General features: G+C 69.4%; 21 protein-coding genes. 12 read left to right on the forward strand and 9 right to left on the reverse strand.

The features are described from left to right. Positions 1 to 375 (forward strand): hypothetical protein, encoded by a 375-nt coding sequence (locus ABD648_RS13445; protein WP_282215462.1) that lies wholly within the window; start codon positions 1 to 3, stop codon positions 373 to 375. Positions 376 to 385: 10 nt separating this feature from the next. Here the strand turns inward: ABD648_RS13445 and ABD648_RS13450 are convergent, their stop codons facing one another. The 3 genes from ABD648_RS13450 to ABD648_RS13460 are packed head-to-tail and all read right to left on the reverse strand — an operon-like array spanning position 386 to position 2,418. Beyond that, positions 386 to 814 (reverse strand): MarR family winged helix-turn-helix transcriptional regulator, encoded by a 429-nt coding sequence (locus tag ABD648_RS13450; protein WP_282215463.1) that lies wholly within the window; start codon positions 812 to 814, stop codon positions 386 to 388. A gap of 29 nt (positions 815 to 843) precedes the next feature. Continuing rightward, complete coding sequence (locus tag ABD648_RS13455; RefSeq protein ID WP_282215464.1) at positions 844 to 1,503, reverse strand: GTP cyclohydrolase II; 660 nt, start codon at positions 1,501 to 1,503, stop codon at positions 844 to 846. A gap of 27 nt (positions 1,504 to 1,530) precedes the next feature. Continuing rightward, positions 1,531 to 2,418, reverse strand: a complete 888-nt coding sequence (locus ABD648_RS13460) for a DMT family transporter (protein ID WP_282215465.1) — start codon at positions 2,416 to 2,418, stop codon at positions 1,531 to 1,533. A 103-nt stretch (positions 2,419 to 2,521) separates the two neighbouring features. Between ABD648_RS13460 and ABD648_RS13465 the strand changes: the two genes are divergently transcribed. Then, positions 2,522 to 3,361 carry a sulfurtransferase gene (locus ABD648_RS13465; protein WP_282215466.1) on the forward strand — a complete coding sequence of 280 codons (840 nt, stop codon included), beginning with the start codon at positions 2,522 to 2,524 and terminating at the stop codon, positions 3,359 to 3,361. Here the strand turns inward: ABD648_RS13465 and ABD648_RS13470 are convergent. Continuing rightward, positions 3,349 to 4,281, reverse strand: coding sequence for a hypothetical protein (locus ABD648_RS13470; RefSeq protein WP_282215467.1), 933 nt, complete (start codon positions 4,279 to 4,281; stop codon positions 3,349 to 3,351). The two genes, ABD648_RS13465 and ABD648_RS13470, sit on opposite strands and share 13 nt — an antisense overlap. Positions 4,282 to 4,621: 340 nt before the next feature. Here ABD648_RS13470 and ABD648_RS13475 point away from each other — a divergent pair, with 340 nt between their 5' ends. The 4 genes from ABD648_RS13475 to ABD648_RS13490 all read left to right on the forward strand — a co-directional run bounded on the left by ABD648_RS13475 (position 4,622) and on the right by ABD648_RS13490 (position 10,739). Beyond that, the gene (locus tag ABD648_RS13475) at positions 4,622 to 5,287 is read left to right on the forward strand and encodes an acyl-CoA synthetase (protein WP_282215468.1); all 666 of its coding nucleotides are present in this window, start codon (positions 4,622 to 4,624) and stop codon (positions 5,285 to 5,287) included. After that, positions 5,284 to 5,637: a hypothetical protein gene (locus ABD648_RS13480; RefSeq protein ID WP_282215469.1), complete on the forward strand. Its 354-nt coding sequence runs from the start codon at positions 5,284 to 5,286 to the stop codon at positions 5,635 to 5,637. The genes ABD648_RS13475 and ABD648_RS13480 overlap by 4 nt, the downstream gene beginning before the upstream one ends. A gap of 364 nt (positions 5,638 to 6,001) precedes the next feature. Continuing rightward, complete coding sequence (locus ABD648_RS13485) at positions 6,002 to 9,205, forward strand: glycosyl hydrolase family 95 catalytic domain-containing protein (protein ID WP_282215470.1); 3,204 nt, start codon at positions 6,002 to 6,004, stop codon at positions 9,203 to 9,205. A gap of 100 nt (positions 9,206 to 9,305) precedes the next feature. Next, a complete protein-coding gene (locus ABD648_RS13490; RefSeq protein WP_282215471.1) occupies positions 9,306 to 10,739 on the forward strand; it encodes an MFS transporter in 1,434 nt (477 codons plus the stop codon). A 152-nt stretch (positions 10,740 to 10,891) separates the two neighbouring features. Here the strand turns inward: ABD648_RS13490 and purB are convergent, their stop codons facing one another. Both purB and ABD648_RS13500 read right to left on the reverse strand, forming a co-directional pair. Then, positions 10,892 to 12,274: an adenylosuccinate lyase gene (purB, locus tag ABD648_RS13495; protein WP_282217547.1), complete on the reverse strand. Its 1,383-nt coding sequence runs from the start codon at positions 12,272 to 12,274 to the stop codon at positions 10,892 to 10,894. Beyond that, positions 12,271 to 12,810 (reverse strand): low molecular weight protein-tyrosine-phosphatase, encoded by a 540-nt coding sequence (locus tag ABD648_RS13500; RefSeq protein ID WP_282215472.1) that lies wholly within the window; start codon positions 12,808 to 12,810, stop codon positions 12,271 to 12,273. The genes purB and ABD648_RS13500 overlap by 4 nt, the downstream gene beginning before the upstream one ends. 114 nt (positions 12,811 to 12,924) lie before the next feature. Between ABD648_RS13500 and ABD648_RS13505 the strand changes: the two genes are divergently transcribed. Then, positions 12,925 to 13,188 (forward strand): hypothetical protein, encoded by a 264-nt coding sequence (locus ABD648_RS13505; RefSeq protein WP_282215473.1) that lies wholly within the window; start codon positions 12,925 to 12,927, stop codon positions 13,186 to 13,188. Beyond that, the gene (locus tag ABD648_RS13510) at positions 13,185 to 14,483 is read left to right on the forward strand and encodes a hypothetical protein (protein ID WP_282215474.1); all 1,299 of its coding nucleotides are present in this window, start codon (positions 13,185 to 13,187) and stop codon (positions 14,481 to 14,483) included. Before ABD648_RS13505 ends, ABD648_RS13510 begins: the two co-directional genes overlap by 4 nt. Positions 14,484 to 14,504: 21 nt before the next feature. Here ABD648_RS13510 and ABD648_RS13515 read toward each other — a convergent pair whose 3' ends face one another. From ABD648_RS13515 to ABD648_RS13525, 3 genes are read right to left on the reverse strand one after another with little or no spacing between them, the layout of a single operon-like run. Then, positions 14,505 to 14,912 (reverse strand): phage holin family protein, encoded by a 408-nt coding sequence (locus tag ABD648_RS13515; RefSeq protein ID WP_282215475.1) that lies wholly within the window; start codon positions 14,910 to 14,912, stop codon positions 14,505 to 14,507. A 47-nt stretch (positions 14,913 to 14,959) separates the two neighbouring features. After that, complete coding sequence (locus ABD648_RS13520) at positions 14,960 to 15,325, reverse strand: type II toxin-antitoxin system death-on-curing family toxin (protein ID WP_282215476.1); 366 nt, start codon at positions 15,323 to 15,325, stop codon at positions 14,960 to 14,962. Positions 15,326 to 15,328: 3 nt separating this feature from the next. Beyond that, complete coding sequence (locus ABD648_RS13525) at positions 15,329 to 15,535, reverse strand: ribbon-helix-helix protein, CopG family (protein ID WP_282215477.1); 207 nt, start codon at positions 15,533 to 15,535, stop codon at positions 15,329 to 15,331. Positions 15,536 to 15,597: 62 nt separating this feature from the next. Here ABD648_RS13525 and ABD648_RS13530 point away from each other — a divergent pair, with 62 nt between their 5' ends. The 4 genes from ABD648_RS13530 (at position 15,598) to ABD648_RS13545 (ending at position 20,244) form a co-directional block, all read left to right on the forward strand. Further along, a complete protein-coding gene (locus ABD648_RS13530) occupies positions 15,598 to 16,665 on the forward strand; it encodes a histidinol-phosphate transaminase (protein ID WP_282215478.1) in 1,068 nt (355 codons plus the stop codon). A gap of 105 nt (positions 16,666 to 16,770) precedes the next feature. Continuing rightward, positions 16,771 to 17,898: a thiamine pyrophosphate-dependent dehydrogenase E1 component subunit alpha gene (locus ABD648_RS13535; RefSeq protein WP_282215479.1), complete on the forward strand. Its 1,128-nt coding sequence runs from the start codon at positions 16,771 to 16,773 to the stop codon at positions 17,896 to 17,898. Continuing rightward, positions 17,895 to 18,875, forward strand: coding sequence for an alpha-ketoacid dehydrogenase subunit beta (locus ABD648_RS13540; RefSeq protein ID WP_282215480.1), 981 nt, complete (start codon positions 17,895 to 17,897; stop codon positions 18,873 to 18,875). The genes ABD648_RS13535 and ABD648_RS13540 overlap by 4 nt, the downstream gene beginning before the upstream one ends. 22 nt (positions 18,876 to 18,897) lie before the next feature. Beyond that, a complete protein-coding gene (locus ABD648_RS13545) occupies positions 18,898 to 20,244 on the forward strand; it encodes a dihydrolipoamide acetyltransferase family protein (protein WP_282215481.1) in 1,347 nt (448 codons plus the stop codon). Positions 20,245 to 20,282: the final 38 nt, after the last annotated feature.

Genomic DNA, 20,282 nt, shown 5'->3' on the forward strand with positions numbered 1-20,282 from the left:
TTGAGGACCACCGTCCTGACCGTCGTCGCGGCGCTCGCCGCGGCGGCGGTCCTCGCCGGATGCAGCCCGTCCGCTCCGCCGGCGCCCTCGGTCACCGGCGGAACGAACGCCGTGGACGACCTGACGATCGATGAGTGCCCGCCAGGGAGCGGGCGCCTGACGTCGGCCGGTTCGCTGCGCAACAGCCAGGGCGACGCGGGCGACTACCTCGTGCACGTGAGCTGGCTCGACGCCGACGGATCCGTGATCGCGTCGGCGTGGGAGGAGATCGAGGGGGTGGATGCCGGAGCATCCGTCGACTGGTCGGCATCCGCCGATCTCGGCGAGGCCTCCGCGAGCAGCTGCACCGTCGCCCTGACGCGCGGCATGCTATGAAGCACGGGCGCTACAGCGCGGCGGTCACCCCGGGGATCAGCTTCGTGAGGATCGCGCCGAGCTGAGCACGCTCCTCGTCGGTGAGCGGACCCAGCACCAGGTCGCGGATCTGCGCGACATGCACGGGAGCCGCCGACCGCAGCAGCTCGCGCCCCGCGGGGGTGAGCGTCGCCGAGAGCGTGCGCTTGTCGCTGCCGCAGGACGACCGCACCACCCAGCCGCGCTCCTCGAGAGAATCCAGAGCGTGGCTGAGGCGTGACCTGCTGAGGCCGGCGATCTGCGCGAGCTCGGTCATCGTGACGGTGCTCTCGCCCCGGCCGGCGAGCGTGATCAGGATCGCGTAGTGGGCGTGGTTGAGCCCGGTCTCCGCCTTGAGGGTGCGGTCCAGCACCTGCGGAAGCAGCTGCACGAAGCGGATCGTCGGCAGCCAGGTCGCCATCTCGGAATCGTCGAGCCGGCGCTCGTCCATCAGGCTGCGGACAGATCGAGGGTGTGCGCGGTGTGATCGCGCTTGGCCTGCAGGTAGCGGGAGTTGGCGTCCGAGAGGTGCACCCCGGTGGGCACGCGGTCCGTGACCCGGATGCCGAGGCCCTCGAGCTGCACCGCCTTGTCGGGGTTGTTGCTGAGAAGGCGGATGCCGTCCACCCCTGCGGCCTTCAGCATCTGCGCGGCGACGGTGTAGTCGCGCTCGTCCTCACCGTGACCGAGGGCGACGTTCGCCTCGTAGGTGTCGAGGCCGGAGTCCTGCAGGGCGTACGCGTCGAGCTTGGCGTAGAGGCCGATGCCGCGGCCCTCCTGGCGCAGGTACAGCAGGAAGCCGCCCTCGTCGGAGATCCGCTCGACCGCCTCGCGCAACTGCGGTCCGCAGTCGCAGCGCTCCGAGCCGAAGACGTCGCCGGTCAGGCATTCGCTGTGCGGGCGCACCAGCGGCGCGTCGCCACCGGCATCCGCTCGTTCCATCGCCGCGCGCCAGTCTCCGAGTCCCAGCAGGAGGTGCTCGCGGCCGTCGACGAGTCCGTCGAACGTGACCACATCGGCGGTCGTGGCGAAACCGTCGGCGAAACGCATCGGCACGCGTACCCGCGTGCGCTCGGTGGCGACCGGAACGACGGTTGAAGTTTCAATCATGCGAGATGCAACGCGACAGCGGGTGGTCTATTCCCGGCGTCGACGGATCAGCTTCAGCTCGCTGACGAGGATGCCGAGCACGACGAGCGCCCCGCCGACGAGCGCGGTGACCGGCAGACGCTCGCCGGCGATGCGCCCGATGACTCCGGCCCAGACCGGTTCTCCGGCGTAGATGATCGTCGCCCGGGTGGGCGACACCGACTTCTGCGCCCAGTTCATGGTGAGCTGGATCAGGCAGCTGGCCGCACCCAGGCCGACCGCGCAGCCGACCCAGATCCAGGAGAACTCGGGGATCCCCTCGCCGACCACCGGCATCGTCAGCAGCCCGAGCGCGCCCGCGGTCAGCAGCTGCACCACGGTGATGCGTCCGAGATCGATCTTCCCGGCGAACACGCTGATGAGGATGATCTCGGCCGCGATGGGGAGGGTACTGATCATGGTCGCGATCTCGCCCGTGCCGAGGCTGAACGTGAACGCGTCGGGGCCGGCGATGAGCAGCAACCCGAGGAAGGCGAGGCCCGCACCGATGAACGCCATCGCCGGAGGGCGCTTGCGGAACACCGCCCACTGTGCGAGGGGGACGAGAGGCACGTACATCGCGGTGATGAAGGCGGAGGTGCTGCTGTCGATCGTCTGCAGTCCGACGGTCTGGAGGCCGTAGCCGAGGTAGATCATCACGCCGATCGCGACGCCAGCGCCCACGTCCCGCCACCGGATGCCGCGCAGGACGCGACGGAAGATCACGACGCTGATGAGTCCGGCGATGAGGAACCGCACGCCGACGAAGAACCACGGGCCGGAATGCTGCATCGCCCAGTGCACGAGCAGGAACGTGCTGCCCCACACCGCGGTGATCGCGATGAGCGCGGCCTCCTGCGGACGGAAGCGCATCCAGCGAAGACGGGAAGAGGGCATCGCGGCCCTTTCTCGACGTTGCCGGATCGAGCCTATCCGGCAATCCATGACGCGCGAAGACGCGGCGGAGCCCGAGGCCGGATCGAGTCGATAGCCTCGGAGGATGAGCAGCTTCGTGAGCGTGACCGCGTTGAAGGACCTCCTCTCTCAGGGTGCCCCGGTGCGCCTGATCGACGTGCGGTGGCGGCTCGACCGTCCGGAGGCCGGGCACGACGACTATCTGACCGGGCACATCCCCGGCGCGGTGTTCGCTCCGCTCGACACCGAGCTCTCCACGCACGGCGCTCCCTCGGAGGGAAGGCATCCGCTCCCGTCCACCGCGACGCTTCAGGCGGCCGCCCGCCGCTGGGGTGTGAACGACGGCGACATCGTGGTCGCTTACGACGACGCGAAGAGCACGGCTGCTTCGCGGGCATGGTGGCTCCTCCGCCAGGCCGGCATCGACGTGCGGGTGCTCGACGGGGGCCTCCGCGCGTGGAAGGCCGCCGGGTTCGACGTCGCCACGGACGACGTGACCCCCGAAGCCGGCGACGTCGTGCTCGAGGAGATCGGCGGCGATGCGCTCTCGATCGACGAAGCAGCCGCGTTCCCGGCATCCGGTGTCCTGCTCGACGTGCGCGCTCCCGAGCGCTATCGCGGAGAGACCGAGCCGCTCGACCCGCAGGCCGGACACATCCCCGGCGCGCGCAACCTCCCCACGATGCTGCATCTCGACGCCGAGGGGCGCCTGCTCGACCCGGAGACCGTCCGTGCGACGTTCGCGGGTGTCGGCGTCACACCCGGGACGCCCGTCGCCGCCTACTGCGGCTCCGGCGTCACCGCTGCGCACACGGCGCTGATCCTCAGCGAGGTGGGCATCGATGCGAAGGTGTTCCCCGGATCGTGGAGCCAGTGGTCGAACACGCCAGGTCGGCCGGTCGCGACAGGTGATCAGCCCGGCTGATCGGCCGCGTCACGGCGAGGGCCGTACCCCCACAGCAGCTCCACGACGCCCGGTCCGAACGCCCGGTGGATCAGGTGCACCGAGCCCTGGCCGTTGAGTGACACCGGCGTGGTCGTGATTCCGGATGCCGTCTCCACGCGCTCCTCGCACCAGTCCGGCCGCGCATCCGGGTGGAACCGCACCCAGACCAGCAGCTCGCGGCACTGCCGCGCCACCGCGTGGCCGGTCTCGCGGGTCGGCGGGTAGTCCGGCGGGTACTCGACCGACCATTCCACCATCGTCGTGTCGGGCGCGGACAGTGGAGCGTCGAGCTCGAACAGCACGCCGTGGACCTCGCCGGCGGCGTGCGAATACGCTTCCGCGATGCGTCCTCCTGACACGGCCCGGAAGGTCGGTGCGGGAGTGCGGGTGCCGGGAGTCAGCTCGAGGAACGGGGTCCCCGTCATCGTGCCCGACGTCGCCTGGAGCACGCTCCGCGTGATGCAGTAGGACACGTTTCCGTCGGCGTCGACGTCTGTCACGGAGTGGGTCGTGACCTCGCGCGAGTGGTCGGGATACGGGGCTCCGAGCGCCGCGTACGCGTCCTTCACGGCCTGCTCGATGTCCTCCTGGTCGATCGGGAACTGGCTCGGTCCGAGGGGGCCTGTCCTCTTGGTGGAGGGGAGCAGGCGGGCGAGGGTGTCGTCCTCGAGGCCGAGCAGCTGCTCGATGTCGGCCAGCGCCGCCAGCGACTGCACGCCCTCGGGGCGGCGCGCGCCGGAGCGCCAGTAGCTCAACGTGGCCATCGAGACCCGGTTCCCACGACGCTTGAGCTGCCGCTGCAGCCAGGACAGCGTGACGTCCTTCGCATTGATGGCATCGCGAAGCGCCCCGGCGAACGCCTCCGAAGAGGACTCGCGATCGTCATATTCCAAACTCATCACAGACCTCCCCCGGTATGTGAAGGACACAACCTTAGAGTGAGCATACGACCGCACACGCTTACCTCAGGGGACCGGGTGGGCGAGTGGGGTCGCTCGGCTGTGTCGTCGAAGGGCAGGGTGCCCGACCTTGCGCACGACCAGTCTCACGCAGTGACGCCCCCTTACTGCGTTCGTCGTGAAGCCCGGTGATCGATCTGGGGAGATCCACCGGGCTTCACGAACACCTCTCCGGCGCCCTCCGGCACGCGGCTCCGCGGCCCGGCGGCCCCGCGTAGACTGGGAGGAACACCCCGGAGGACTCTGGATCGTCATGTCTGCCCCTGCTCGCGCATTCACCATGCGAAACGTGCAACTGCTGCGCGCGCTCTTCGCCGCCGTCGCCGCACTGATGATCACGTTCTCCTCCGACCACTCCGCTCCGGTGGGGCTCTCCGTTTTCAGCGGCTTCGTCCTGGTCACGGCGCTCATCCAGGTGCTGGCCGCGTGGCTGGTGCTGCCCGCGGGGTCGCGCTGGCCGCAGGTCCTGCTGGCCGCGTTCGGCATCATCGCCGGCATGGCGAGCGGCGTTCCCGCCTGGCGCTCGGATGATCTGTTCTTCGTCGTCGTCTCGGCCTGGGCGATCGTCACCGGTGGGGTCGAGCTCCTCGCCGGCATCCGCGCGCGCCGCACGGCCGACCCGCTCGCTCGGGACGCGATCACGATCGGTGCGCTCGGCATCCTCCTCGGTGTCGTCCTCCTGCTGATCCCCGCCGGATTCGTCCAGGAGTACACGATCGACAAGGCTGGCACGTTCCTGCTCTCCGGCATCATCCTCGGCGTGGGCATGTTCGGCGGCTACGCCGCGATCGTCGCCGTCTTCCTCGGCATCGCCGGCCTCACCCCGAAGCGGGCGGATGCCGTCGCCGCTGCCGCCGCGCCGCACGCCGCCGTCGGTGCTCACACGGCCACGGCGACAGATACCGATCAGAGCGCAGCCTCGGCCGAGCGCGGAGGAGAGCGATGAGCGACGAGAAGCCGACCCGCCGGGACATCCTGCGCCCGCTGCACCTGCTCGGCATCGCGCTCGGCTGCGGCGTCTTCGCGATGATCGTCACCCTGGTCTCGACCGGAGCCTTCACCGCGCGCGTGAACGCCGCGATCGCCGAGGGAAGCTACGACGGCCTGACGCCGGTGGCACTGGGCCTCGTGGTCGGCGGCGGTGCCTTCATCGTGACGCTGCTGATCCTCGCGATGTTGATCCTCGCCGTCGATCCGGCCGATGTCACCAAGACGATCGACCGTCCGGTGCTGTACGACGCGGAGCCCGACGAGGACTCCGGCGCCGAGAAGCCCGGACCGTCGCGCTCCTCCTGACGTCCGGATTCCTCACCGCGCCGGAAGGTTCATCCGGGCGAGGCGTGCCGGGTCGAGGATCGACACGACGTCGATCTTCCCGTCGTCGACGATCGTGCACCGACATCAGCGCGCTCTCCCGAGCGCTCGGGACTCGGCCAGGACATGGTCGGCGACTGCATGAGCGGAGAGGGTGATGTGCTCCTAACATCCGATCAAAGATGCCCCGAGCCTCCGTGTTCGACCGACTTTCGTCGAAAGAGGTACCCATTCGTCTATAGACATCCGAGGTCTGGTATCACACACTGACTTGTGGCGGACACGACGCACCGTTGCGCGAGCTGCCGATGCCCCAGATGACGATGATGCTCCGGAGGTTGCAGCGATGATGGTCCCCCTTTCCCGTCGACAGGTTCTGCAGGTGGGCGGTCTCGCCCTTCTCGCCCCGTTCGCCCCCCAGTTCCTCGCAGCTCGGCCCGCCGCGGCGGGCGTGCACGGCGCAGGAGTCTCCCTGCGCGCCGTGGCCGCCGGAGCGATTCCCCGACCGGAGCTGTCGCCACATGCGCTCTGGTACGGCACGCCCGCGGCGAACTGGGAGACTCAGGCGCTTCCGATCGGCAATGCCCGCCTCGGCGCGAAGCTGTTCGGAAACCCGGACGCCGAGATCATCCAGTTCAGCGAACAGAGCTTCTGGGGCGGCGTCAACGACTACGATAACGCGCTCGCCGGGCAGCCCGACGGGGCGTATGACACCAGCGTCACCGGGTTCGGATCCTTCCGCGACTTCGGCGAGGTGTCGGTCGCGTTCGGGGCGCGCAACACCGTGACCTCCCCCGGTGGACCCTATGAGGTGTCCGGGGGCGAGAGCGTCGAGAAGACGTATGACGGGGATTCCGGCACGAAGTGGTGCCTGATCGCCCCGCCCGCCGAGGTGATCTGGCAGGCGGACCTGGCCGAGCCGATCGCCGTGTCCTCGTACTCGCTCACGAGCGCGAACGACGTGCCGGACCGCGACCCCCAGGACTGGCGGCTCGAGGGTTCCGCCGACGGAGCGACGTGGGTCGCGCTCGACTCGAGGGCCGAAGCCCCGTTCGCGCAGCGATTCTTCACGAAGAGCTTCGCCTTCGCGAACACGGAGGTCTACGGCCACTACCGGATCGTGTTCGCGCCGAAGGCCGGCATCAGCCACTTCCAGGTCGCCGAGATCTCCCTGGGCGGCGTCGACCTGGCGCAGGGAAGTGCCGTGTACGTCTCTTCGCCGAGCGGTCACGCGGACGCGCTGGTCGGCAGCGTCGACGCCGATCCCACGACCGTGTGGGATGTCCCGGACTCCGGGTCCGGAGTGATCTGGCAGGTCGAGCTGAGCGCGAAGCGCGCGCTGAGCGGCTACGTTCTCGCGAGCGCTCCCGATGAGCCGGAGAAGGACCCGCAGAACTGGACGGTGTCCGGGTCCGACGACGGACGGGACTGGACCGCGCTCGACACCCGATCCGGTGAGACGTTCCCCGATCGCGGCACCGGACGCGCGTTCGCGTTCGCCAACTCCACCGCCTACTCGATGTACCGGATCGTCTTCTCCGCACCCGCGTCGTTCCGTCTGGGGGGCATCGCGTTCACGGGCGACGGCTTCAGCACCGCGGGAGCACGCGCCGTCGTCGACTACCGCCGCGCGCTCGACATCGCCGACGGCACCCACACCACGCACTTCGCGACGGCACAGGGGACGGTGCTGCGGGAAGCGTTCGCGAGCCGTGAGGCCGATGTCATCGCCGTCCGCTTCACCGCAGATCGGCCCGCTGCGCTCGACGCCCTCATCACGATGGTCTCGAAGCAGGAGGGCGTGCCCACCACGGCCGACGCCGCCGGGCGCCGACTGAGCTTCTCCGGAACCATGGCGAATCAGCTCGCGCACGCGGCCGTCGTGAGCATCTCCGACACGGATGGAGAGGTCACCGCCGAATCCGGTGGACTGCGCGTCGCCGGGGCGTCCTCGATCACTCTGCTGCTCGACGCGCGCACGGACTACCGGCTCAGCGCCGCGCACGGATGGCGCGGTGCGCCTCCCGGGCCTGTCATCGAGAACGCCCTCTCGGCCGCGGCATCGCTGTCCTGGGACGACCTGCGCGCCGCTCACACGGAGCAGGTCGCGAGCCTGATGCAGCGGGCGAAAGTCCAGTGGGGCCAGTCCGATGACGAGGTGATGGCCATGCCGACGGACCGCCGGCTCGCGCGCTACGGAGCGGGGGAGTCCGATCCGACGCTCGAGCAGACCCTGTACGCCTACGGGCGCTACCTGCTCCTCAGCTCCTCCCAGCCGGGCGGTCTTCCCGCGAACCTGCAGGGTCTGTGGAACAACAGCAACCAGCCGGCCTGGGCGAGCGACTATCACACGAACATCAACATCCAGATGAACTACTGGGGAGCCGAGTCCGCCGACCTCCCCGAGTCCCACGAGGCTCTGGCCGCGTTCATCCGCGAGGTGGCCGTGCCGAGCCGGGTCGCGACGCGCAACGCGTTCGGCGCCGACGTGCGCGGGTGGACCGCTCGTACTTCGCAGAGCATCTTCGGCGGCAACGCGTGGGAGTGGAACACGATCGCCAGCGCCTGGTACGCCCAGCACCTCTATGAGCACTGGGCATTCACGCAGGACAAGAAGTATCTGCGCGACCTCGCCTACCCGCTCATCAAGGAGATCTGCCAGTTCTGGGAGGACCAGCTCAAAGAGCTCCCGGACGGAACGCTCGTGGCGCCGATGGGCTGGTCGCCGGAGCACGGGCCGCGCGAAGACGGTGTCATGCACGACCAGCAGATCATCTGGGACCTCTTCCAGAACTATCTCGAGTGCGCGGAGGCGCTCGACGTCGACAAGAAGTACCGGAAGGCCGTCGCCGACATGCAGGAGCGGCTCGCGCCGAACAAGATCGGCCACTGGGGGCAGCTGCAGGAATGGCAGACGGACCGCGACGACCCCGAGGACATCCACCGGCACACGTCGCATCTGTTCGCGGTGTATCCCGGGCGCCAGATCACCCCGGACACCCCCGAGCTCTCGGCTGCGGCGCTGGTGTCCCTGAAGGCGCGGTGCGGCGAGAAGGAGGGTGTGCCCTTCACCGCCGCGACCGTGTCGGGAGACAGCCGCCGCTCCTGGACCTGGCCGTGGCGAGCAGGCCTCTTCGCCCGCCTCGGCGACGCCGAACGTGCCGGCATCATGGTGCGCGGCCTGCTCACCTACAACATCCTGCAGAACCTGTGGGCGAACCATCCGCCGTTCCAGCTCGACGGGAACTACGGCATCGTCGGCACGATGGTCGAGATGCTCCTGCAGAGCCACGGCGGGGTCATCCGTCTCCTTCCCGCCCTTCCCGCGGACTGGTCGGCGACCGGGTCGTTCGAAGGGCTGCGGGCGCGGGGCGGGTATCGCGTCGACTGCGAGTGGAGTGACGGGCAGGTCGTGTCCTACGACATCGTCGCGGATCGGGCGCCGAACATGCGCAACGTGATCGTGGTCGTCAACGGACAGCGTCGCAAGGTCAAGCCGGGCAACCCCAAGAACGGCAAGCCGATGCGCGATCTCGGGCCGGCCGACTGAACCGCAGGGTGCCGGCGGCCGGGCTCTCCCTGCCCCGGCACCCTGCGTGTCCGCCACGCCGATCAGGAATACTCCCGGAGACTCGGGGCTTGTGCCTAGAGTGACTGCCTCCGTCGACCGCGCCTCCATCGGACTGCGGTCGGAGCGAGGCCCCATCCTCGGCGCGCTGATGCTCTCCACCGGACTCATCGCGATCGACGCCACGATCCTGGCGACCGCCGTGCCCAGCATCGTCCGGGAGCTCGGCAGCTACCAGCAGTTCCCATGGCTGTTCTCCGTCTACCTGCTGGCGCAGGCGGTGAGCGTGCCGATCTACTCGCGCTTCGCCGACACGGTGGGGCGCAAGCCGATCATCCTGCTCGGCATCGCCCTGTTCCTGCTCGGCTCGATCCTCTGCGGGTTCGCGTGGAGCATGCCCGCCCTCATCGTGTTCCGCGTCATCCAGGGCCTCGGCGCCGGTGCCGTCGCGCCGATGTCGATGACGATCGTCGGCGACATCTACACGGTCGCCGAACGCGCCAAGGTGCAGGGCTACGTCGCGAGCGTCTGGGCGGTCTCGTCGGTCGTCGGGCCGGCACTCGGCGGCATCTTCGCGCAGCTCGACGCGTGGCGGTGGATCTTCTGGGTCAACATCCCGCTCTGTCTGATCGCCGGGTGGATGCTGCTGCGCACGTATCACGAGAAGAAGCAGACGCAGCGGCACCGCATCGACTACGCCGGAGCCGTGCTTCTCACGATCGGGCTCACCGGCATCATCCTCGGCATGCTCGAGGGCGGCAACGCCTGGGCGTGGCTGTCGGTGCAGAGCGCCCTCTGCTTCGGCGTCGGCATCCTCGCGCTCGCGGCGTTCGTCTTCGTCGAACGACGGGTCGCGGAGCCGATCGTCGATCTGCGCCTGGCGCGGCGGCGGCTGATCCTCACGACCACCATCGTCTCGCTCGGCGTCGGCGCGCTGATGATCGGCGTGACGAGCTTCGCCCCGGCGTATCTCGAGGGATCCATCGGCATCGCTCCGCTGCTCTCCGGGCTCGCGGTCGCCGCGCTGACCCTCGGATGGCCGCTCTCGGCGGCGAACGCCGGGCGCCTGTACCTGAGGATCGGCTTCCGCCGCACCACCCTCATCGGGATGAGCATCGCGACGATCGCCGCCATCGCCCTCGCCGCCGTCTCGCCGTGGCCGAACCCGTTCGTCATCGCGGGGGTCGCGTTCCTGTTCGGCTTCGGTCTGGGATGGAGCGCCGCTCCGACGCTGATCGCGGCGCAGGCCTCGGTCGGCTGGGGGGAGCGCGGCGCCGTGACCGGCATGAACGCGTTCGCCCGATCAGCGGGCAGCGCCGTCGGCGTCGCCGTCTTCGGGGCGATCTCGAACTCGGTGATCGCGCAGGGCGCGGGGCCGGGCGACCCCGACACGATCATCGCGGCATCCTTCTGGGTCTTCGTCGCGGTCGCCGTGACCGCCGTGCTCACCCTGCTCGCCGCCGCCTTCATGCCGAAGGATGCGGTGGTCGAGCGGTCGGGCGAGGTCGACGGCTAGCTCGCGGCGAGGCTCTGCGTGCACAATTCAGCAAGAATGCACGCCGCGCGAGAGTGGCGGCCCGGAAAGACGCGGAAGCAGGCTCCCGCCGCCGAAGGATCTGCTGAGTTATGCACGCGCGACCGGGCGTAATCCCGCGTCGGCGCGAGGCGTCAGCGCGCCAACTGCTCCGCGATCCCCGTGTAGGTCGCCGGGGTGAGGGCGAGCAGGCGCTGCTTCGCGGCGTCGCCGATCTCGAGCCCCTCGACGAAGGTCGCCAGGTCGGCTCCGCCGACGCGGTGACCGCGGGTGAGCTCCTTGAGCAGGGCGTAGGGGTCGGTGATCGTCGAGCGGCCGGCGACGACCTCGGCGCGGATGACGGTCTGGATCGCCTCGGCGAGAACCTCCCAGTTCACGTCGAGGTCGGCCAGCAGGACGTCGCGCGACAGCGAGATCGCGTTCAGTCCTCGGCGCAGGTTGTCGAGGGCGAGCTGCGAGTGCCCGAAGGCCACGCCGATGTTGCGCTGCGTCGTCGAGTCGGTGAGGTCGCGCTGCAGGCGGCTGGTGACCAGCGTCTGGCCGAGCGACGCGAACAGGGCGCCCGAGATCTCGAGGTTCGCCTCGGCGTTCTCGAAGCGGATCGGGTTGATCTTGTGGGGCATCGTCGACGACCCGGTGGCGCCGGCCACCGGGATCTGCGCGAAGTACCCGAGCGAGATGTACGTCCAGATGTCGGTGGCGAGGTTGTGCAGGATGCCGCCGGCATGACGCACGCGGTCGTAGAGCTCGACCTGCCAGTCGTGCGACTCGATCTGCGTCGTGAGCACGTTGAAGCCGAGCCCCAGCCCCTCGATGTACTCGCGGGCGATCGTCGGCCAGTCGGCGTCGGGATCGGCGGCGAGATGCGCCGACCAGGTGCCGGTCGCACCCGAGAACTTCGCCAGGTAGTCGGAGGCGGCGATCTGCCCGCGCACGCGCTCGAGACGCCACGCGAAGACGGCGATCTCCTTGCCCATGGTCGAGGGCGTCGCGGGCTGTCCGTGCGTGCGGGACAGCATCGGGGCGTCCGCGTGCTCGACGGCGAGCTCGCGGAGCTTGGCGATCACGGTGTCGAGGGCGGGCAGCCACACCTGCTCGACGGCGCGCTTCACCGTGAGAGCGTAGGAGGCCGAGTTGATGTCCTCACTCGTGCAGGCGAAGTGCGTGAGCTCGGCGATCGCATCGAGTCCGAGGGTCGAGAGCCGGTCGCGCACGAGGTACTCGATCGCCTTGACGTCGTGCTGCGTGACGGCTTCCTTCTCGGCGAGCCAGTCGATCTCGGCCTGACCGAAGTCGCGGTACAGCGCGCGCAGACGCTCCTTGTCGGCATCCGACAGCGGCGAGGTCTCGAACAGGGAACGGTCGGTGAGGGCGATCAGCCACTCGACCTCGACCTCGACCCGTGCGCGGTTCAGCCCGGCCTCGGAGAGGAAGTCGGCGAGGCCGGTGACGGCACCGCGGTAGCGGCCGTCGAGAGGGCTCAGCGGCTGGGGCGGGAGCGAAGGCTGGAAAGTCAGGGGAGTCCTCCTGATGAGGCCCCGAAGGCTCGGGGCGTGCGGGGGAGGCGAAGAGCGGGTTCGAGCTGCTGGAACAGGCCCCGCGTCGCCGCCTCAATCATACCGAGCACCGAATCGAACATCTCCGCGCCGGCGTAGTACGGATCCGGGACGTCGTGCGTCGACGCATTCGGGTCGAAGGCGAGCAGGAGAGTGACCTTGCCCTCCTCGTCCTCGTCCCTGGCCCACTCGCGGAGGATGCGCTCGTGCGTGCGGTCGAGGGCGACGACGAGGTCGTTGTCCGCGAAGGATGCCGCGGTGAACTGCCGGGCACGATGCTGCGATCCGTCGTAGCCCCGCCGCGCGAGTGAGTCGATCGTGCGGTGATCCGCGCGCTCGCCGAGGTGCCAGTCGCCGGTGCCGGCGCTGCGCGAGACGACGCGCGGCCCGAATCCCTGCCGATCGGCGAGGTCGCGGAACACGACCTCGGCCATGGGCGAGCGGCAGATGTTCCCCGTGCAGACGAAGATCACGCGAAAGGGATCCGGGGAAGTCACCCGTCCATTCTGCCTGGCGTCGGCTGTCCTGCACAGCGGTGGCCGCATCCCGGCTCTCCACCGCTGCGGCGAAAGCGGCTCCGGCGACAGGGGTGGATCACGGATGCTGGGCGCATGCACTCCTTCACACACGCCGAGGCCGGCGTCTCCGAAGCCCTCTGGGCGCAGGTCTCCGCCCTCCAGGATGTCCGCTCCGCCATGACCGCCCTCGACACCGCAGGAGCGGCTCTGGTCGGTCTCGTCGACGACTCGGACTGGCGATCCGACGGCGTCAGGGCGCTGAACGAGCTCCTCCGACTTCTCACGGAGCGCACGGGGGAACAGCGGGGTGCGCTCGCCGTTCGGGAGTGGGAGCTCGAAAGGGCGGTGGCGCAGTGAGCGGCGAACTGGAGATCGATCACGGTGGTGCGATCGCGGTCGACACGGAGCAGATGCGCGACGTCGGTGCGCGCGTGATGGCGCTGACCGAGCACTTCGATGACGCTCGCGCGGCGATCGAGCGCGCGTGTCACATCGCCGGTTCCTCCTCCCTCGCCGGCCAGGTCGACACCGCGGCCCTCTCGTCATGCGCCACGCGGATCGTCGAGCTGCGCACCGAGACGGAGGACGCGGCGACCGGCACGCTGCTGATGGCCGACGCCTTCGAGGTGGTCGAACTGAGCGCAGAGGCGGAGGCGCTGGCTCACTCGGACGCCGCAGCCGCCGGCGCCCTCCTCGCGCGGAGAGATCGGCTGCTGGCCACCGACGATCGCATCGGCGTCCTGGCCGGCCGGCTGGAGCGGAGCGGCTGGAAGGAGGAGCGGTTCGAAGGGTTGGACACGCAGTGGGACATGGGCGGGCTGCTGCCGCCGCTGTGGCTCATCGGGGCGTTCGTCGGCACGACCGCCCGCCTCGGAACCGTCCTCCCCGGCATGACGCTGAAGGGCAGCGTCGAACCGGTGACCGTGACCCCCGTGCGGGCATCGACCCCGGCGGCTCCTCCGTCGACCCTGCGCGGTGCCTTCGAGAGGATGCCGAAGGATGCGAGCGCGCAGGTCGCCGTCGAGAAGCTCACGTTCGCAGACGGGTCGACGAAGTACATGGTCTACCTCAAGGGCACGCAGAACTTCGTTCCGTGGGAAGCGGGCGGCGCCGAGCCCTGGGACATGAAGTCGAACGGTGAGCTCTACACCGGCGAGAAGTCGGCGTCGTACCAGGCGACGCTCGATGCGCTGGAGGCGGCGGGGGCGCGTCCCGGTGACACGGTGGGCGTCGTCGCCCACTCCCAGTCGGGCATGATCGCGGTCCATCTCGGGATGGAGAGCGAGTACGACGTCGACTTCATCGCGACGGCGGGAAGCCCCACCGGCGGCACGTTCCGCGACGACCAGCTCGTGGTCCAGATCGCGCACACCGACGACGTCGTGTCGAGCCTGGCGGGCGAGGGTTCTCCCGGTGGCACCGGCTCGCCGGACAGCTTCACCGCGACGCGTCTCGCCGACCCGAACCCGGGGATCCAGGACCTCCTGCTCGCGCCGCACAGGTTCGAGCCGTATCTGGAGACCGCCAAGATGATCGACGAGTCGAACGATCCCCGTGCCGAGGCCCTCGACGAGTACTGGGTCGGTCTCGGCGAGGCCGTCTCCGTCGAGCGCACCGAGTACCACGGCGAACGCGAGGAGCCCCTTCGATGAGCGCCCTCGGCGACAGGAGTCTCAGTCGCGGCGGCGCTGCTTCTTCGTCTGCGGGCGGAGGATGAAGCCGAAGATGCCGTTGATCACCGAGATGATGAGCGCGGCGAGCACGCCCCACCAGAAGTCGCCGACCGTCAGGCCCCAGCCGAACCCGCTCGTGATCCAGGCGGTGAGCCAGAGCAGGAAGCCGTTGATGATGAGCCCGATGAGGCCGAGCGTGAGGATGTAGAGCGGGAACGCGACGATCTTCACGACGGTGCCGATGATGGTGTTCACGATCGCGAAGATCGCGGCGACCGCGAGCAGCGTCAGCACGAGCTGGAGCGTCTCGCCGGGCGGGAACGCGGTGATCACGACCTGCAGGGCAGGGATCAGCGTGACGACCCAGAGGGCGAAGGCGTTGACGACGACGCGGATGATGAAGCGCATAGTGCGTCCAGTGTCGCACGCCCGCCCGCGCTTGTCAGGAAGTGGCGTCAGCGGATGTGCGCCGCGATGACCTCAGCGATCTCCTTCAACTCGAGCCTGCTCTGGGCGACGTCGAGGACGAAGTCGAAGGCTTCGTCGTTCGTGAACGTCACCTCATATCCGTTGAGCTCGATGAAGATGAAGGTGAGAAACAACGAGATTCTCTTGATCCCGTCGAAGAGGGCGTGATTCTGCGCCACGGAACTGATGAGCGCCGCAGCCTTCTCCTCGAATGTCGGGTACGCGTCGACGCCGAACATGCCAGCCGACGGCCGGGCAAGCGCAGAGAACAGAAGGCCCTCGTCCCGCACATGCAGGCCGAGCCTCTCGATCAGAGCGAGCGCCTGCTCCGGCTCGATGTACTCCGTCGCCACGGGTCAGGCGTCTTCGAGTCGCTTGAGCGTGTCCGCATACCGTTCCGCCACGCTCTTGGCGATCGAGAGCACGCGATCGGTCTTCGTCTCGCTGTTCGCGAATCGCGTCGCCGCTTCGATGATCACCGCGTGCTTTGACGTGTGCCGGGCGCGGGCGATCGCCTCGAGCTGGGCATCGAGTTCTTCCGGGAGCCGCACGGTCATAGCCATACCAGAATGGTACCACTCACTTCTCCCGTAGCCCGGGGACCCGAGACTTCTAGACTGGCGATGTGACCGAGCCGATCCTGCCCCGCATCCGCCCCGCCATCGCCGCGCTCGCGCCGTATCGGCAGGGCAGGCAGGCGGGTCCCGACGCGTTCAAGCTGTCCAGCAACGAGAACCCCTTCGATCCGCTGCCGTCGGTGCTCGAGGCACTGCAGCGCACGACGCCGATCAACCGCTACCCGGATGCGACCGCGGGTCGCCTGCGTGCGCGGCTCGGAGAGCGCTACGGCGTCGAGCCCGGCCAGGTGCATGTGGCCTCGGGCAGCGTCTCGATCCTGCACCAGGTGATCCTCGCGACGGCGTCGACGGGTGACGAGGTGATCTACGCGTGGCGCTCCTTCGAGGCGTACCCGAGCCTCCCGCTCGTCGCCGGCGCGACCGGCGTGCAGGTGCCCCTGACGGCCGACTCCCGGCACGACCTCGATGCGATGGCGGATGCCGTCACCGATCGCACGCGCGCCATCATCGTCTGCACGCCCAACAACCCGACCGGGCCGATCGTCACGAGCGCCGAGTTCGCCGCGTTCGTCGCACGGGTTCCGGCCGACATCCTCATCATCCTCGACGAGGCGTACGCCGAGTTCGTGACGGCGCCCGACGCGGTCGACGGTCTCGCCGAGCGCGTGTTCGAGCAGCATCCGAACGTCGTGGTGCTGCGCACCTTCTCGAAGGCGTACGGTCTGGCGGGACTCCGGGTCGGCTATGCGATCGGGCACGAGAAGGTGCTGGATGCCGCGCGCACCACCGGCATCCCGCTCTCGGTCACGTCCGCCGCGGAGAACGCCGCGATCGCGAGCCTCGACGCCGAGCCCGAGCTCCTCGAGCGGGTCGCCGTGATCGTCGAGCGCCGCACGCGCCTCGTGGAGGGCCTCCGTGCCCAGGGCTGGGATGTCCCGGATTCCCAGGCGAACTTCGTCTGGCTGCCGACGGGAGAGCGCACCGAGGAGGTGGCCGCGGCGTTCATCGAGAACGACCTCGTGGTCCGTCCGTTCCCCGGCGACGGCATCCGCATCTCCGCCGGCGAGGAGGACTCCATCGCCCGCGTCCTCGAGGTCGCGGCCGCCGCTCGCTGAGCCCGCGTCGCCCGCCGTTCCGCCCGATTCTCCGGTTTCCCGGGAGATACGAGGGGGCCCTAGGTATGCGTGACCGGGCATGCGGGCGCGGGTACCGTGAGGGATGTGACCTCGTCAGAGACTGAACTCGTCCGCGTCCTGGATCAGGACGGCCGCTTCGCGCCCAGCCCTGCTGCCGAGCAGTATCTGCCGCTGATCGAGGCGATCAGCGATGCAGAGCTCGAGCAGTTCTACCGCGACATGGTGGTCATCCGGGCCATCGACACCCAGGCGACCAACCTGCAACGGCAGGGGCAGCTCGCGCTGTGGCCGCCGAGCCGCGGTCAGGAGGCGGCGCAGGTCGGCTCTGGCCGGGCGGCGCGCGCTCAGGACACGATCTTCCCGTCCTACCGCGAGCACGCCGTCACCCGCATCCGCGGCGTCGACCCGGTCGACATCATCAAGCTGATGCGCGGCGTCTCGCACGGCGGCTGGGACCCGACGGATCCGAAGAACGGCAACACCCGCCTCTACACGCTGGTGCTCGGTTCGCAGGTGCTGCACGCGGCCGGATACGCGATGGGGCTCTCGTTCGACGGCCGCAGCGGCATCGGCGACCCCGACCGCGACGAGGCGGTCGTCGTCTACTACGGCGACGGCGCCTCCAGTCAGGGCGACGTGCACGAGGCCATGGTCTTCGCTGCGAGCTACCAGGCCCCCGTGGTCTTCTTCCTGCAGAACAACCACTGGGCGATCTCGGTGCCCGTCACGACGCAGTCGCGCGTGCCGCTCGTGCAGCGCAGCGCTGGTTACGGCATCCCGAGCATCCGGGTCGACGGCAACGACGTGCTCGCCAGCTACGCGGTCTCCCGTGTCGCGCTCGACGAGGCCCGCAGCGGCCAGGGTCCGCGGGCGATCGAGGCCGTCACGTATCGCCTCGGTGCCCACACCACGAGCGACGACCCGACGAAGTACCGGCACACCGACGAGGAGGACATCTGGGCGCTGCGCGACCCGATCGTCCGGATGCGCACGTTCCTCGAGGGGCGGGGTGCCGCGGCATCCTTCTTCGACGACGTCGACGCGGAGGGGGCGGATGCCGCGGAGGACCTGCGTGCCCGCACCGTCGAGCTCGGACCGCCGCCGGTGAGCCGGATGTTCGACCACGTCTACAGCGACCCGCATCCGCTGATCGAGGAGCAGAAGGCCTGGCAGGCGAAGTACGAGGCGTCGTTCGAGGGAGGACAGGCATGACTCTCGAGACGATGCCCCTGAGCAAGGCGATGAACGCCGGCCTCCGCAAGGCCATGGAGAACGATCCGAAGGTCATCCTCATGGGGGAGGACATCGGCAAGCTCGGCGGCGTCTTCCGCGTGACCGAGCACCTGCAGCGCGACTTCGGCGAGAAGCGGGTGCTCGACACCCCGCTGGCCGAGTCGGGGATCGTGGGCACCGCGATCGGACTCGCGATGACCGGGTTCCGCCCCGTCATCGAGATCCAGTTCGACGGGTTCGTGTTCCCGGCGTTCGACCAGATCACCACGCAGCTCGCGAAGCTCACCAACCGGCACGAGGGCAGGATCTCGCTGCCGATCGTGATCCGCATCCCCTACGGCGGGCACATCGGCGCGGTCGAGCATCACCAGGAGAGCCCGGAGGCGTACTTCACGCACACTCCGGGTCTGCGCGTGGTCTCGCCCTCGACGCCGAACGACGCGTACTGGATGATCCAGGAGGCGATCGCGTCGAACGACCCGGTGATCTTCATGGAACCGAAGAGCCGCTACTGGCCCAAGGGCGAGGTCGAGCTCGAGGCGTCCTCCGCTCCGCTGCACGCCTCGCGGGTCGTGCGCACCGGAACCGACGTGACCCTGGTCGGACACGGCGCCATGGTCACGACGCTCCTGCAGGCCGCGGCGCTCGCCGAAGCCGAAGGCGCCAGCTGCGAGGTCGTCGACGTGCGGTCCCTGTCGCCGGTCGACTACGAGCCGATCCTCGACTCGGTGCGCAAGACCGGACACATGGTCTACGCGCAGGAGGCGCAGGGCTTCACGAGCCTCGGCAGCGAGATCGCCGCGACCGTCATGGAGCGCGCCTTCTACGCGCTCGAAGCGCCGGTGCTGCGCGTCTCCGGGTACGACACCCCGTTCCCGCCCGCGAAGCTCGAGGGCCTGTACCTCCCGGATGCCGACCGCATCCTCGAAGCCGTCGACCGCTCCCTGGCCTACTGACACTGTTCCGAAAGGCATCCTCATGAGCACGCAGAACTTCAACCTCCCCGACGTCGGTGAGGGCCTGACCGAGGCCGAGATCGTGTCGTGGAAGGTGGCCCCGGGCGACACGGTCGCGATCAACGACGTGATCTGCGAGATCGAGACGGCCAAGTCGCTCGTCGAGCTGCCGTCGCCGCACGCCGGCGTCGTGGGCGAGCTGCTCGCGGCCGAGGGGGCGACGGTCGAGGTCGGCTCGCCGATCATCACCTTCACCACGGCGGATGCCGCTGCAGCGCCCGCGGTCGCGGTGGCCCCGGCACCCGAGGAGGGCGGCGGTTCCGTGCTGGTCGGCTACGGCACCGGCGGAGGTGCGACCTCGCGTCGCAAGCGTCCGGCCGAGCGAGCCGTGCGCTCGTCGGTCGGCGTGATCGCGAAGCCTCCGATCCGCAAGCTCGCCCGCGACCTCGGTGTCGACCTCACCGCCGTGGCCGCCACCGGCGCCGACGGCGAGGTCACGCGCGACGACGTCGTGAAGCACGCCTCCCAGGCGAGCGTCTTCCGCAACATCGAGACGCCCGAATGGGGAGAGGTGCGCGAGGAGACGGTTCCCGCTCCGCAGAGCGCCCCGGCCGGACTCGCCCGTGGACTCGCCCCCGCTCCGGCTCCCGCCGGCGCGAGCGATGACGGACGCACGGAGTCGATCCCGGTCAAGGGCGTCCGCAAGGCCACGTCATCGGCGATGGTGCAGAGCGCGTACTCGGCGCCGCACGTGACGGTGTGGAAGGAGATCGACGCGAGCCGCACGATGGAGCTCGTCAAGCGCCTGAAGGCGTCTCCGGACTACGCCGACATCCGCGTCTCGCCGCTGCTCATCATGGCGCGCGCCGTGATCTGGGCGGCCCGCCGCACCCCGATGGTCAACGCGGCGTGGATCGAGACGGATGCCGGAGCCGAGATCTCGGTGCGCCACTACGTGAACCTCGGCATCGCAGCGGCGACCCCGCGCGGCCTGCTCGTGCCGAACATCAAGGATGCGCAGGACCTGGGCATGAAGGACCTCGCCCGGGCGCTCAACCGCCTGACGCTCACGGCTCGCGAGGGCAAGACCTCGCCGGCCGACCAGCAGGGCGGCACGATCACGATCACCAACATCGGCGTGTTCGGGATGGATGCCGGCACCCCGATCATCAACCCCGGCGAGGCCGGAATCGTCGCCATGGGCACGATCAGCCAGAAGCCCTGGGTCGTCGACGGCGAGGTGCGTCCCCGCTGGGTGACGACGGTCGCGGGTTCCTTCGACCACCGCGTGATCGACGGCGACGGTATGAGCCGGTTCATCGCCGACGTGGCGTCCGTGTTGGAGGAGCCGGCACTGCTCGTCGACTGACACCGGAATCCCGCGCTCCTCGATGCGAAGGGCTCGCG

This window comes from Microbacterium luteolum (assembly GCF_039533965.1).
Classification (GTDB): domain Bacteria; phylum Actinomycetota; class Actinomycetes; order Actinomycetales; family Microbacteriaceae; genus Microbacterium; species Microbacterium luteolum.

Excerpts from the sequence above, each read along its gene's own strand:
- ABD648_RS13450 (WP_282215463.1), bottom strand. The coding sequence starts at position 814 with ATGGCGACCTGGCTGCCGACGATCCGCTTCGTGCAGCTGCTTCCGCAG.
- ABD648_RS13455 (WP_282215464.1), bottom strand. The coding sequence starts at position 1,503 with ATGATTGAAACTTCAACCGTCGTTCCGGTCGCCACCGAGCGCACGCGG.
- ABD648_RS13460 (WP_282215465.1), bottom strand. The coding sequence starts at position 2,418 with ATGCCCTCTTCCCGTCTTCGCTGGATGCGCTTCCGTCCGCAGGAGGCC.
- ABD648_RS13465 (WP_282215466.1), top strand. The coding sequence starts at position 2,522 with ATGAGCAGCTTCGTGAGCGTGACCGCGTTGAAGGACCTCCTCTCTCAG.
- ABD648_RS13470 (WP_282215467.1), bottom strand. The coding sequence starts at position 4,281 with ATGAGTTTGGAATATGACGATCGCGAGTCCTCTTCGGAGGCGTTCGCC.
- ABD648_RS13475 (WP_282215468.1), top strand. The coding sequence starts at position 4,622 with ATGCGAAACGTGCAACTGCTGCGCGCGCTCTTCGCCGCCGTCGCCGCA.
- ABD648_RS13480 (WP_282215469.1), top strand. The coding sequence starts at position 5,284 with ATGAGCGACGAGAAGCCGACCCGCCGGGACATCCTGCGCCCGCTGCAC.
- ABD648_RS13485 (WP_282215470.1), top strand. The coding sequence starts at position 6,002 with ATGATGGTCCCCCTTTCCCGTCGACAGGTTCTGCAGGTGGGCGGTCTC.
- ABD648_RS13505 (WP_282215473.1), top strand. The coding sequence starts at position 12,925 with ATGCACTCCTTCACACACGCCGAGGCCGGCGTCTCCGAAGCCCTCTGG.
- ABD648_RS13515 (WP_282215475.1), bottom strand. The coding sequence starts at position 14,912 with ATGCGCTTCATCATCCGCGTCGTCGTCAACGCCTTCGCCCTCTGGGTC.
- ABD648_RS13525 (WP_282215477.1), bottom strand. The coding sequence starts at position 15,535 with ATGGCTATGACCGTGCGGCTCCCGGAAGAACTCGATGCCCAGCTCGAG.
- ABD648_RS13540 (WP_282215480.1), top strand. The coding sequence starts at position 17,895 with ATGACTCTCGAGACGATGCCCCTGAGCAAGGCGATGAACGCCGGCCTC.
- ABD648_RS13545 (WP_282215481.1), top strand. The coding sequence starts at position 18,898 with ATGAGCACGCAGAACTTCAACCTCCCCGACGTCGGTGAGGGCCTGACC.